The following is a 13,628-nucleotide window of genomic DNA, read 5'->3' as shown; positions in this document are numbered from 1 at the left end:
CATAATCAGCCTATATAAATTTTGTTATTATTAAAAAACGCATAGTTGCATTGATAATCAGTCAATGTAACTATGCGTTATAAATTAATATATATCACTATATTTTATATGATTTTTTAGGAATACTAAAATGATACTGAATTGATTCCAAGTTCCAGCACTTGTATTTCCATTTCATACTCATATTTAGTTTTTGCCCTTAGGTCAAAACGCTCAAAAATCTGTATAGCCGTATCAGATAAATTAATTCCATTATTACTTGCAAATTTAATAAGTTCATATATAACCTGACAGGAAAGTTTCTCAGAATATCTAAATTTACAACATAAATAGCGACCTTCAGGTAAAATGAGATATTCTATATTTTTAAGACGTTTATCTGTAAAGTATCCAATCTGTGATACTAGTAAATCATGTGTCCCAGGTTTATAATCTTTTTTCTTGTAGATATAGCACATTGTATTTCCTTCGGCTGAAATAGCACTTTCAAATAAGTCTTCATTTCTTCTACAATATAAATCGATATCATAAATTGAAACATTGACATTCTTAACTGCAACATGACGTGACATAAGATATTGCTCATATATTTTCAAATCCATAGCACTGTTATCTCTATTTTTAAGGTTATTAATTGCCTCTGTAATAACTTCACTTGAATATTGCAGTTCTTGAATTTTTTTCTCAACAGATACTTTATGCTTGGATAAACACTCTAGAAGGATTTCATAATCATCAGAAGAATTCAACATAAATTTAATCTCTTCTAACGATACTTTTAAACCTTTATTCATATAGCGAATCAAATCAATATAAAAAAACTGATCATAAGCATAGTAACGATAATGTGTATTTTCATCAATACGAAAAGGTTTTAATATACCCATTGAATCATAAAGACGTAATGCTTTAATAGGTATACTCATTAGCTTAGATACTTCACCCGTAGTATATAAATCTTTCAATTCCGATACCTCCCCCTGAAAGCAAATTTATCTAATCTTTATTATATAATGCTTTATTTCCTTAATCAAACCATTTGAAAAATATATAAAAAGCTATTGACTCTTCCCCTGGGGCAGACTATATAGTTTAATTGTTAAAACAATAACTTAACAACTTGATGAAATACTATAAAAATGGAGTGAAAATAATGAATACAGTATCAATTACAATTGATGGTTATACGTTACAAGTAGATTCAGAAAAAAGCATTCTAAGTGCATCACTAGAAGCAGACATATACATTCCTCATTTATGTCATCATCCAGATCTACCTGACATTGGTGCATGTAGATTGTGTGTTGTTGAAATTGAGGGATGTGATGAAATAAAAACAGCCTGTACTACTAAGGTAGAGGACGGAATGATAATACATACAAAAACAGAAAAATTAAATGCAATGAGAAGATTATCCATGGAATTAATGTTAGCCAATCATGTTGACGACTGCACTACTTGTCCTAAATATCTAAAATGTGAATTACAATCATTAATTCAATATTTAGGAGTAAGTACTTCTCGTCTAAGAAGAACACTAAACAGTGTACCTGTAAACGCATCTAATCCGCTTATTGTAAGAGATCTAAATAGATGTATATCCTGTGGACGATGCGTAAGAATGTGTAAAGAGGTTCGAGGAGTAAACGTTCTTAACTATGAAATAACAGAAGATGATAGAATCATGGTTGATATTCGGAAGCACAATTCTTTAAAAGAAGAAAACTGCCGTTTCTGTGGAGCTTGCGTAGAAGTATGTCCTACAGGTGCACTTCAGGACAAAGAAGGAGTATTCAAGGAAAATTTAAACCGTGAATTAAATCTTATCCCATGTAAAGCAGAATGCCCAGCAAATATTGATGTTCCAAAATATATTCGATACATTAGAGAAGGAAAATATCAAGATGCCATTGCAGTTATTCGTGAAAAAGCACCTTTTCCACATTCATTAGGGTATGTGTGTATGGCATTTTGCGAAAGTGCCTGTAGAAGAAAAGAAATCAATAAAGCTTTATCCATTAGAGAATTAAAGAGATTTGCAGCAGAGCATGATGAAGGTCTATGGCGTGATAAAGTTACCTTTAAACCTAAAACTAATAAAAAGATTGCAGTTGTAGGTAGTGGACCAGCAGGTTTAACAGCAGCATATTATTTAGCAAAATGCGGACATGAAGTTACAGTATTTGAAAAATCACCAGTAGCTGGAGGAATGATGTCAACTGGCATTCCAGAATATCGTCTTCCAAGAAAAGCTGTTCAGGATGAAATTGCAGAAATAGAGCGTGCAGGAGTTATTATATTGACTAATACAGAAATAACTTCACTTGAGAATTTAAAAACTAAAGGTTTTGATAAGATTTTATTGGCAATAGGAACAGGAAAAGGTGTTAGATTACCAATTCCAGGAGCTAACTACAAAAATGTATATGAAAATATAGAATTTTTACAAAGCGTTTCCCTTAAAAGGCCATTAACTGTAGGTGAAAAAGTAGTAGTTTTAGGTGGTGGAAATGTCGCATTTGACTGTGCAAGAGTAGCAAAAAGATTAGGAGCAAAGGATATTACAATGGCTTGTTTAGAGAATAGAGAATCTATGACTGCAAGCGATGACGAAATACAACAAGGATCAGAAGAAGGAATTAAAATTCTTAATTCAAGAACCTTTGTTTCCATAGAAGGCAGCTGCAATATTGCTGCAGGAGTAAAGTGCCAAGAAGTAGCATCCTTTAGTTTTGATGAAAATAAAAGATTGAAACTTGAAATAGCACCAGATTCAGAACATATAATACCAGCAGATACAGTTATTTTTGCTACAGGGCAAAGAGCAGAAATACCAGAAAAGTGGAATATACCTACTGGACGTGGAAATTCAATTATTACTGAAGATGGAATGAAGATAAGTGATAGTGATATGTATGCAGTTGGTGATGCAGTATATGGAACAAATTCTGTAATTAGGGCAATTGCAGCCGGACGTAAAGTTGCATCTGCTATAGATATTGAACTAGGTGGAGATGGAGTAATTGAAGATAAATTAACAGAAGATATTGTTCCAAATTCATATATAGGTAAAGATGAAAATTTCTTATCCATCGAAAGAGCAAAAAATGAATGTGAAGATGTCCAAAGTCGTATTAAAAATTTCAAGGAAGTAAATCATTGTTTAAATGAAACTTCAGCTTGCAAGGAATCAAATAGATGTTTACAGTGTGATTTACGTACACAAATTAGAAAGCCAAAATTATGGGCTCAGTATAAAGTTAAATAGAAGGGAGTGGAAAAGTATGGCATTAGTGCAAAGAAAGTTATGGAAACAGGCATCTTTAGAAGAAATTAAGGATTTTATAATTGAAGAATATAAAAAACAGTCAGAAAATCCATGTCCTGTTGATAAAATGAGAATGTTTACTGATAGTACAAGACGTACAAGCTGTGGAGAATGTGTAATTTGTAGAGAAGGAATATTACAGCTTAATGTAATAACAGAAGCAATTTCTCAAGGTAAGGGACGTGATGGAGACATTGAAATTCTAACTGAAATATCAGATGATTTAATCCTAGGATCATGCTGTGACTATGGTAAAGAGGTTGGAAAAATTACTAAAAGAATAATTGAAGAAAGCAAAGAAGAATTTGAAAAACATATAAAGAGAAAAAGATGTGATGCTTTAGTATGTAAGAAATTTTTCAGTTATTATGTTGCACCAGAAAAATGCAGCGGCTGTAATAAGTGTGTGGAGGAGTGTCCTCAAAAAGCAGTTGCTGGAAGTAAAGATTTAATTCATATAATCGACTCATCTATTTGTGACAGATGTGGAAAATGTACAGCAGTATGTAAAGCAGCAGCAATTCAAAAAGCAGGTGCAATAATACCTAAGCTTCCATTAGAGCCAGTAGCTGTCGGAAGTTTTAAAATAGAGCCACAAAATGGTGGAGGATTAATGGCTGGCAGAAGAAGACGCAGAAGAAGCTAATAATGCAAATTTCATATATTAATAAATAATATTATTAAGGAGGAAAAAATAATGAGAGAATTTGAAACAGATGTAGTTGTTGTTGGTGGAGGAGCATCAGGGCTAGCTGCAGCAGTTACTGCTGCAGAAAATGGTGCAAAAGTAATGGTGCTTGAAAAAGCTAATACTACAGGTGGATGTGCTAATATGGCAATGGGGCCTCTAGGTGTTGAAACAAGAATGCAAAGAGAAAGACTTATAGATATCTCTGTAGATAGAGCTTTTAATAAGTTCATGGAATATTCTCACTGGAGATCAGATGCAAGATTGATAAGAAGATATTTGGAGCAGTCAGCAGGAACTATTGAATGGTTAGAAAATATGGGAGTAGAATTCGCATTACCTTCAAAGTATTTTCCAGCTTCAGAAGCAACCTGGCATATTGTTAAACCTAAAACAGGGAAACCGGGACTTCGTGCAGCTGCTACTATGATTAAAATTATGACAGAAAGAGCAGAAGAATTAGGCGTTAAAATATTATTAGAAACACCTGTAAAAAGTATTATTAAAGATCAAGGAGAAGTAATTGGCGTAACAGCTAGTGATAAAGATGGTGAATTAGAAGTATATGCTGGAGCAGTTATCATCGGTACAGGTGGATTTGGTGATAATCCAGACTTTATTAAGAAGTATGTTGGACTTGAATGGGGAAAAGATTTGTTCTCATATAGAATTCCTGGATTAACTGGAGATGGAATCCAGATGGCTTGGGATGCTGGTGCTTCAAAAGATTTTATGACTATGGAAATGGTATTTTTTGCTCCTAACACTGGTGGATATGCTCCTATAGAGTTACCTTTCCGTCAACCTAATCTCTTAGTTAACCTGGACGGTGAAAGATTTATAAATGAAGAAGTTATAGAAAATCCTGTATTTACCGCAAATGCTATTGAAAAACAAAAAAAGAAAATTGCATATTCTATAATAGATGAAGAACTAATCAAGCATTATGAAGAAAAGGGCTTAGATCTTATAAATGTGGTTACTTCTAGTATGGATATGAGTTATTTTAGACAAGAAGAAGAAGAAGCTAAGAAAAATGGAAGTGATGTATTATTTATTGCTGATTCTATAGAAGAGTTAGCTGAAAAAACTGGCATTGATGCAGAAAACTTAAAAAATACCATTGATACTTATAATTCTTATTGTGATTCAAAAGATGAGTTATTCCATAAAAATCCTAAATACTTATTACCAATTAAAGGCTCTAAATATTACGCATTAAAACTTGGTTTAAGTGCATATGGAAGTGCTGGCGGTATAAAAATAAACTATAATACTGAAGTTCTTAATGATGATTTAAATGTTATAAAGGGACTTTATGCTGCTGGAACTGATGCTAATTCACTATATAATCCTGATTATGCTTTTGTACTACCTGGAAATTCCCTAGGTTTTGCTTTGAACAGCGGAAGAATAGCAGGGTCTAGCGCTGTTGAATATATTAAAGCAAATCTTATGGAAGAACAATAAATTTCATATAAAATATGCATATTTAACCTGTAATCCAAACTTATGAGCGAATAATATCCACCTATTGCCTGTTAAGGCTTAGTATGATGTTATTCGCGTTTTTTGCTACTTATTAAAATTAACGGCACTAAGGTTGTTATTGTTGATAATATAATAATATAATGATATCATTTATATGGACTTCAGTTCTGTTTTCTAGTAAAGATCTAACTAAATCGGAGGAAATTTATGTTATCTAAAAAAGTTATAACTACTTTAATAATTTCTACAGCATTAATATTTTCAAAAACTACTGTAATCAATGCTCAGTCTCAAAGTCCAACTATAACAAGATTATCTGGCCCGAACAGATACTCAACTAATATGAAAATAGCTGACTATGGCTGGAGCGGTCATTCTGATTATGCAATTATTGTTTCAGGTGAAAACTTTCCAGATGCAATTTGTGCTGCACCTTTAAGTGCCAAGTACAATGCACCTTTATTAATGACAGATGGAAACACTTTAAGTCCTGAAATACAAAATAAATTGACAAGCCTAGGCATTAAAAATATATTTTTAATTGGTGGGACAGGCGCTGTTTCAAGTGAAATAGAAAATGAATTAACCCAAAAAAATTTAAATGTAAAAAGATTGGGTGGATCTACAAGAATTGAAACTTCCATTGAAATTGCAAAAGAAGTTGGAGGTAATCAGCTATTTGTTGTTTCATCAGAAAGTTTTGCAGATGCATTATCCATTTCATCCTATGCTTCAAGTAAAGCTGAACCTATTGTTTTAACTCCTAAAAGTGATATTCCTGATGTACTTAAAGACTATTTAAGTACTTTAAAACCTTCAAAAACCTATGTGATTGGTGGACAAGGTGTTATTCCTGACGATACCGCTTCTTACTTTGGTGATTATGAAAGACTAAGTGGTCAAAGCAGATATGATACAAATGCAAATGTAATTAAAGAATTTTATGATCTTTCAAAAGTACAAAAAATATACGTAGCAGCAGGAATAAACTATCCAGATGGACTATCTATTTCTCCTCTAGCTGCCAAAAATAATTCACCTGTAATACTCGTAAATGACGATATGTCTTCCGACCAGATTAGAATGGTTAGAAACAATAAAGCTACACTAAAAGAGTGTGTGGTTGTAGGTGGAGAAGATGTTACTCCAGACTATCTAATAAATAGATTTTTTGTGGATTCAAAAGACATCACACCTGATGACTTTATTAATTCCTATAATAGTCAGGCTTCTTCTGATGAATTAGCTGCTTTTAAGGGCATAGCTTTAGGTATTTCATTATATCCTAACAATTATAATTTAAAGACAGCCTTTGACAGTGATGCATACCATTTGCTAGATACTGCAGTAAGCATTCATAATCAAGGGAATTATGACTCAGCTTTAAACATTTATAATTATTTACTTCAATTGCCAGTACCTGAAAATATTAAAATTAATGCTACTGTATACAAAAATGTTGCAGCATCAAAAAATCCTATAATAAGTAAATATATCTATAAGGAAAGTTCTAAAGATATAGTTCAAAATGCCGTAGAAATGTACAGCAAACTTAATTTTAATTTTGATAATCCAATTACGTATAAAGCTATGTCGGATTATTTAGATTTCTTTACAAGTGATCATTTTAATAAATCTGATATATTAAGTTTTGATGACAATGGAATTCCAATAGTAACCTATAGGGAATTTGGTGCTCAATACAATTATGTGACAATATGCCAATATGCACTTTATCTTCATACAAAATATTTACATGGAGATACATCTGTATTAAGTCAATTTATAAAATGTACCGATTTTCTCCTCGATCACATGGATAGTGATGGAAGTTTTAGATATAAATTTCCTTATTACTCCTATGAATCTCTTGGAACTAATTGGACTTCAAGTATGGCTCAAGGTGAAGCATTAAATGTTTTTTCTCGTGCTTACGAAATAACTCACGATCATAAATATATTGATGCCGGTAACAAAGCTTTTAACTATTTGATAACACCAATAAGTCAAGGTGGCGTTATGGACACTCTTGGAAGCCTCGACCCTAGATTTAAAAGTGATATATTCTTTCAAGAGTATGTGAATACAACACCTACTTATACATTAAATGGATACATGTTTACATTACTAGGTATATATGACTGGAATCAACTTTCAAAAACAGTATCTGACATAAGTGGTGATCAAACAAGTTATTATTTCAATGAAGGCATTAAAACCTTGAAAGTAGTATTACCTTACTATGACATAGGTGGTTTCACCAGTTATGATTTAAGCCATCTAATGACATCTAGGGATGCTAATCCTGCTTTAGATTATCACAAGGTTCATATAGATTTACTAGAAGCAATTTACTCTATAACAGGTGATAATTACTTTATGGATATTAGAAATCAATGGGTTAACTACATTAAACATTAATTAGTACTTTGGGGGTAATAAGAATGGATGTAATACTGGACTTTGATTTTAAATTAAACAAAGATCAAGTAATACAAACTTTAAAGTCCTATGGCAGTATAATAAAAAATGAAGAAATGGAAGGTTTATATGAGAAACTTCTTCCTATTTTATATGAAAATATAGAACCAACAGGGATATTTGAAATACAAAAAAGAGAGGATAACTTTGACTTTGAAGCTGTAAAAAATTATGAATACATTGTGTATTGTATTATAACTATGGGTGATAGTTGTACGAGTAAAATAAATGAATTCTTTTCCTATGGAAATATGAAGGAGGGCATGATGCTTGATGCTATGGCTTCATCTTACTTGTTTGAACTCAGTTCCCAACTCTTTAACCACATATATGCTAAAGTTAAAGAGCTGCATTTAGGATTGAGTTGTAGAATATCTCCTGGAGATGGAGAGATTCCTCTTAAATGTCAAAAGTATATACTAGATAAACTAGATGCGGAGAATTTTTTAAATTTGACTGTAAATGAAGACTATATGCTTTCTTCCATGCGCTCTATGGCATATATATATGGAGCTGATAAAAATATAAAATTAAGTAAAAAAGACCATGACTGTTCCAGATGCCCAAATAGAAATTTGTGCAGTATGAGAAAAAGCTAATATTAAAAGGTTCGTATACAACTTATACGAACCTTTTAATATTAGCTTTTTATTTTTTTTTATTATCGTATTTGCTTTTCCTCTTTCTGTTATATATAAAATCCCAAGTAATAGCTACAAGTAAAACTGCTGGCAGCATTACTTGTAACTTACTTCCAAATGTAGGATTTATAAAAGTAACTGCTTGAAATATTAATATTACTCCCCCAAGTATCATTAAGAAATTTGCCTTAAAGTTAACATATTTTTGATCTACACCTTCTGTATCCAATTTAAATTTTGTTCTCACAGCTTTGCTATATTTCATTCCAATTCCTTGTATAACACCCATAAATCCCATAAACATAAGTAGCCCTGATACAGCTGAATCCATTTGAAATACCTCCATTTAAAATTATCTTAACGTAAAAATACTTATTAAAGATTATATCATTATAAATCATAAATTTCAAAATTTCATTTCATATTGAGAACTATATTTGTTTTAAAGATAAAATATGTTATCATCTATATATGCAAAATAATAATTCAAATATTTCAAGGAAGTGTTTTTAATGACTTTAAATAAGATAAAAGGAAATACCTATTACATAGATGCGCCCACTAACTGCGGAGTATTCATATTTAAAAATAAAAACTGCCTAATTGTAGATACAGGCATAAACAACACTGAAGCAAAAAAAATAGAGAATTTACTTATAGAAAATAGCCTGCATCCCAAGTACATAATAAATACACACAGCCACTTAGATCACTGTGGTGGAAACTTATACTTTAAGAAAAACTATCCAGGCTGTCTAGTATATACATCTAAATTAGAAAAATTATTTATGGAAAATACAGAGATCTTCCCATCTATTCTTTCCTCATCCTATCCTTCAAGAGCATTTGATAGGAGTAATAAACCTCTAGAGGTAGATTTCATTTTAGAATATGGCATAAATAAATTGAATGACGAGAAATTTAACATTGTTGCACTTCCTGGACATTCAATAGAGCAAATAGGAATAGTAACTCCTGAAAAGGTATGTTTCCTTGGAGATTCCATATTCAGCAGCGAGATACTGGATAAATACTCCTTCCCATACTTATATAATATAGAAGATAGTATCCTGTCATTGAATAAAATTAAAGACATAGATGCAGATTACTTTGTAATAAGCCACTCCAAAAAGGTACTGGATAAAAGCGAAATAAATTCTTTAGTGGATAAAAACATCAAAAATATAGATAAATATAAAAATCAAATTCTAGATCTTTTAGATCAACCGCTCACTAGAGAAAACATATTAGAAGACATAACCATTTTAAACAATTTATCTTTAAACTTTCATGAGTATCATTTGAATTTTGGAGGAATATCTGCATTCATATCCTATTTATACAATGAAAAGCTCATAGACTATTCTATAGAAGACGGTAACTTATATTATTTCAAGTCCAACTAAAGTATATTAAAAAAAATAACTAGCATAGTGGCTAGTCATTTTTTTTAAGTGCCTAAAATAGGCTATTTGTTAGCTTTTTTCCATCCTGACTTATTACTCCGTATTTATATACAGATACAAAATTTCCTGAATACTTGGTAACTTTGCCTGTAGTAATATCTTTTACCTGACTATCTTTTGAATCATTAATATATATATTACCACTTCTTGTAACGTATATATTATTTTTATTTACAGAACTTGGAAGTGTGTATTCCTTCCAGCTGCTTTTATTCGTTTTAAGATTTGCCACAAATATTTTATTAACTTTATTGTCTTCTCCATTTCCTATATAAATATTGTCGTTGTTATCTGTGTTTAATAAATAATGCATAGCATTTTCACCAGTAGCTATTATTCCACCCCTGCTAGTTCTTATTCTATTGGAAGTCCTATCTTCATATATAAGTTCATCACCATTTGTGCCATTTATAGCAGCCATATTTCCAAGCTGGCATCTTACAAAATTGACTAAATTCATCCTGATCATTACATCAATTCTATATATTCTACTGCTGCCTTCTTCATTAGTAGCACTACTGACATAGATTACATTGCTAGCTCCAGAAAAAGCTATATGTTTTACATCATAAGAATTATCTGGAAGTAATATTGAAAGTTCCTGCTTCTTCTCCTCATTCTTCAATGGATAAGTTGAATCACGTTTGGCATCATAAGTCTCAAATTTTAAATTTCTTGATTCTGATCCTCCACTTGTTTTTTCTGCTACAAGTATGTTATCTGTATCCAAGTTCCAGGTATAATAGGATAAATCATTTTGTAGATCCACTTCTTTTTTGCTATTTTTTAATGTATCAATTACCTGTAAAGATTGGCCATCATAATACGATATGTAATTTCCGCTATAGGATACCTTCACCATCTTTGCATCTTCAGGTATTTTTACACTAATTTTGTTGGCTGTCTGTTTTGAAGTAGTATCTACTTTTTTTATATTGAAATTAGAGTCACCACCAAAATAAAATTTATCTACTAATAAAAGACCTGCTAATTCCATAACTATAGGAATCATTGTCCATACAATTATTCTCTTAAGTTTTTTCATCTACCACACTCTCCTCTAAGGTTTTACATATATAGCTGTAGCTACAGTTCTCTCACCGTTCCAATCACAAGGATTATTTATTACTTCTCCATTAAAGTACATTGTAGTGGATGAACCTCCATCTAAATTGCTTGCATTAATTACACCTTGCTGCAAAAGTATATTTTGTACTTCTTTTAATGAAGCTCCCATTTTCAATCCTTTTCTACCATCTATAGCCAGCATGACTATTGTTCCATCTGCCTTCTGCCCTATAGCTGTTCTAGGATTTAAGCCTTCATTTTCTACTGATACAGTCTTTCCATTTATTATAAGTGAGTTTCTAAAAGAAATTGCCTCCGTTACACCATCAGCAAGAAGTTCCTTAAGTGTGTGGTCTCCAACTATAAGTCTTCCAGTTGGAGTAAAAGCTGTAACATTTATTTTTTCATTAGGTTTTACATCACTGTATATTACTTTACCGCCAGATATTACAATTCCCTCTGGATAGCCTCCTGTTCCTACCCACATTTTTCCACTACTTGTTTTATCTGTGAATCCTCCTCCATTTATGGCTGCAACCGCTCCATTTCGCTGTGCTATTTCACTTGTTCTTTCTCCAACTTCTCTTAATTTATTAGTATATCCTATACGTATTCTCTTAGGATCTTTTATTTCTAAAATATAGCCATCAAATCTTGTGCTAGGTATATCATACCTTTTTATATCCTTATCACCTACATAATTTATATTTACATCATTTAGATTTTCAGCTTCCTGGCTAGTAGTTTGGCCACTCTTACCTTCTTGAAGTATTTTATTTATTTCATCCTTTGACAAAAAAAGGGTAGCTATGTATTGATGAGTAAAAGTAGCCATAGCTGTGCTTACTATCTGGTTTTTTACATTTTTAAATGGGCCATAAAATACCAACAAGGGACTAGTAACTACAACTACTATAAGCTCATAAATTATGAACAAAAAGAACAATCTAGGAGAAAACTTTTTCTTTCTTTTTATATTTTTCCTTCGTCTATTTCTCGAATCATTCATTTAAATTAACCTCCATACAGTATAGAACTATTTTACTATTATTTTTAAATTATTTCCACTGAAAAATCTTTTACATTCTGTTAATTTAAAAAACTGACCTGCCTTATGAAAATTAAGGCAAATCAGTTTTTCTAAATTTTACACTAAAATTATAATTTACTTTCCTATATCTGTTCTAAAATACATACCCGGAAAACTTATTTTTTTCAAATTACAGTAAGCAGCTTCCACAGCAGAATTTAAATCATTTCCAACTCCATAAGTTACTAAAACCCTTCCACCAGATGTCTTAAACTGTTCATTTTCTTTTTTAACCCCTGCAGCAAAAACATTACTGGACTTTTCTATACCTTCTATTTTAAAACCAGTATCATACTTTAAAGGATACCCTTTAGACGCAGCTACAACACAGCAGGAGGCTCCCTTTTTCCATTCCAAATTAAATTTATCAAGTTTTCTATATATAGCACTTTCTATAAGTTCCACAAAATCACTTTTCATAAGTGGAAGTACAGCTTGAGTTTCAGGATCACCCATTCTAACATTATACTCTAACAAATAAACTCCCTTTTTTGTTATCATAATGCCGAAGAAGATTATTCCCACATAATCTAGGTTTTCCTTCTGTATTCCTCTTAAAGTAGGTGCCATTATATTTTTCTCAAAGTCTTTTAAAACTTCCTCACTGCAGTATGGATTTGGAGCTATAGCTCCCATTCCACCTGTATTTGGTCCTAGACCCCCATCATATATTTGCTTATGATCCTTTGAAGATATAAAGGGAAGAATAGTATTTCCATCTGTTATTGTAAGTATTGAGGCCTCTACTCCCTCTAGAAATTCTTCAATAACTACATTTTTTCCTGCCCCTTTAAATACGTCCTTTACCATAAAATCATTTAATGCAGTACTTGCTTCCTCATAATTCTGACATATGGAAACACCTTTTCCTGCCGCTAATCCGTCAGCCTTTATAACTACAGGATATCTACAATTTTCTATGTATTTTAAAGCACTATCTTTATCATCAAAAGTGCAATACTCAGCAGTTTTAATTCCATACTTTTTCATGAAATCCTTGGAATAGATTTTGCTTCCCTCAAGCTCGGCAGCTTTTAAACTTGGTCCAAATATTTTAAGTCCCTTACTTTTAAACTTATCCACTATGCCTTCTGTAAGGGGTCCTTCAGGGCCTACTACAGTTAAATCTATATTTTCTTTGGATGCAAAATCTATAAGTCCATTTATGTCTGTTATGTCTAGATTACTGCATTTATCTACTATATCCGTTCCTCCATTTCCTGGAGCGCAAAATATTTTATCCACCTTGGGACTTTGAGATATCTTCCAACAAATAGCATGTTCTCTTCCGCCGGAACCTATTACAAGTACCTTCATTATATAAAATCCCCCTTTTCATATTAGACACCTTCAAATAAATAACTAGTCAGTATAC

At 31.7% G+C, this 13,628-nt stretch carries 11 protein-coding genes; 6 read left to right on the top strand and 5 right to left on the bottom strand.

Features of this window, described 5'->3' with window-relative positions; translation table 11 throughout:
• Positions 1-125: 125 nt before the first annotated feature.
• On the bottom strand, positions 126-965 hold the full coding sequence (locus CLAU_RS14505) for a MerR family transcriptional regulator (protein ID WP_023162929.1): 840 nt from the start codon (positions 963-965) through the stop codon (positions 126-128).
• A gap of 188 nt (positions 966-1,153) precedes the next feature.
• Here CLAU_RS14505 and CLAU_RS14500 point away from each other — a divergent pair, with 188 nt between their 5' ends.
• The 5 genes from CLAU_RS14500 (at position 1,154) to CLAU_RS14480 (ending at position 8,587) form a co-directional block, all read left to right on the top strand.
• Positions 1,154-3,268, top strand: coding sequence for an FAD-dependent oxidoreductase (locus CLAU_RS14500; protein ID WP_023162928.1), 2,115 nt, complete (start codon positions 1,154-1,156; stop codon positions 3,266-3,268).
• 16 nt (positions 3,269-3,284) lie between these two features.
• Positions 3,285-3,974, top strand: a complete 690-nt coding sequence (locus CLAU_RS14495) for an NADH-ubiquinone oxidoreductase-F iron-sulfur binding region domain-containing protein (protein ID WP_023162927.1) — start codon at positions 3,285-3,287, stop codon at positions 3,972-3,974.
• Between the two features lie 51 nt (positions 3,975-4,025).
• A complete protein-coding gene (locus CLAU_RS14490; protein WP_013237532.1) occupies positions 4,026-5,486 on the top strand; it encodes an FAD-dependent oxidoreductase in 1,461 nt (486 codons plus the stop codon).
• Between the two features lie 228 nt (positions 5,487-5,714).
• Positions 5,715-7,928 carry a cell wall-binding repeat-containing protein gene (locus CLAU_RS14485; RefSeq protein ID WP_023162926.1) on the top strand — a complete coding sequence of 738 codons (2,214 nt, stop codon included), beginning with the start codon at positions 5,715-5,717 and terminating at the stop codon, positions 7,926-7,928.
• Positions 7,929-7,951: 23 nt separating this feature from the next.
• A complete protein-coding gene (locus CLAU_RS14480; RefSeq protein ID WP_023162925.1) occupies positions 7,952-8,587 on the top strand; it encodes a Vitamin B12 dependent methionine synthase activation region in 636 nt (211 codons plus the stop codon).
• A gap of 49 nt (positions 8,588-8,636) precedes the next feature.
• Here the strand turns inward: CLAU_RS14480 and CLAU_RS14475 are convergent, their stop codons facing one another.
• Complete coding sequence (locus CLAU_RS14475) at positions 8,637-8,960, bottom strand: hypothetical protein (RefSeq protein ID WP_013237529.1); 324 nt, start codon at positions 8,958-8,960, stop codon at positions 8,637-8,639.
• Between the two features lie 181 nt (positions 8,961-9,141).
• On the opposite strand from CLAU_RS14475, the gene CLAU_RS14470 reads away from it, so the two are divergent.
• Positions 9,142-10,035 (top strand): MBL fold metallo-hydrolase, encoded by an 894-nt coding sequence (locus CLAU_RS14470; protein WP_013237528.1) that lies wholly within the window; start codon positions 9,142-9,144, stop codon positions 10,033-10,035.
• 52 nt (positions 10,036-10,087) lie between these two features.
• On the opposite strand, the gene CLAU_RS14465 is transcribed toward CLAU_RS14470, so the two are convergent.
• The 3 genes from CLAU_RS14465 to purD form a co-directional block, all read right to left on the bottom strand.
• On the bottom strand, positions 10,088-11,140 hold the full coding sequence (locus CLAU_RS14465) for a hypothetical protein (protein WP_023162923.1): 1,053 nt from the start codon (positions 11,138-11,140) through the stop codon (positions 10,088-10,090).
• 15 nt (positions 11,141-11,155) lie between these two features.
• A complete protein-coding gene (locus CLAU_RS14460) occupies positions 11,156-12,172 on the bottom strand; it encodes a phosphodiester glycosidase family protein (protein ID WP_013237526.1) in 1,017 nt (338 codons plus the stop codon).
• Positions 12,173-12,328: 156 nt separating this feature from the next.
• A complete protein-coding gene (purD, locus tag CLAU_RS14455; protein ID WP_023162922.1) occupies positions 12,329-13,570 on the bottom strand; it encodes a phosphoribosylamine--glycine ligase in 1,242 nt (413 codons plus the stop codon).
• Positions 13,571-13,628: the final 58 nt, after the last annotated feature.

The sequence above is a fragment of the Clostridium autoethanogenum DSM 10061 genome (assembly GCF_001484725.1).
Lineage (GTDB): Bacteria > Bacillota > Clostridia > Clostridiales > Clostridiaceae > Clostridium_B > Clostridium_B ljungdahlii.
This window is presented reverse-complemented; position numbering and strand designations above follow the sequence as displayed.

Coding starts and splice junctions, on each gene's coding strand:
- CLAU_RS14500 (WP_023162928.1), top strand. CDS start 1,154: ATGAATACAGTATCAATTACAATTGATGGTTATACGTTACAAGTAGAT.
- CLAU_RS14495 (WP_023162927.1), top strand. CDS start 3,285: ATGGCATTAGTGCAAAGAAAGTTATGGAAACAGGCATCTTTAGAAGAA.
- CLAU_RS14490 (WP_013237532.1), top strand. CDS start 4,026: ATGAGAGAATTTGAAACAGATGTAGTTGTTGTTGGTGGAGGAGCATCA.
- CLAU_RS14485 (WP_023162926.1), top strand. CDS start 5,715: ATGTTATCTAAAAAAGTTATAACTACTTTAATAATTTCTACAGCATTA.
- CLAU_RS14480 (WP_023162925.1), top strand. CDS start 7,952: ATGGATGTAATACTGGACTTTGATTTTAAATTAAACAAAGATCAAGTA.
- CLAU_RS14475 (WP_013237529.1), bottom strand. CDS start 8,960: ATGGATTCAGCTGTATCAGGGCTACTTATGTTTATGGGATTTATGGGT.
- CLAU_RS14470 (WP_013237528.1), top strand. CDS start 9,142: ATGACTTTAAATAAGATAAAAGGAAATACCTATTACATAGATGCGCCC.
- CLAU_RS14465 (WP_023162923.1), bottom strand. CDS start 11,140: ATGAAAAAACTTAAGAGAATAATTGTATGGACAATGATTCCTATAGTT.
- CLAU_RS14460 (WP_013237526.1), bottom strand. CDS start 12,172: ATGAATGATTCGAGAAATAGACGAAGGAAAAATATAAAAAGAAAGAAA.
- purD (WP_023162922.1), bottom strand. CDS start 13,570: ATGAAGGTACTTGTAATAGGTTCCGGCGGAAGAGAACATGCTATTTGT.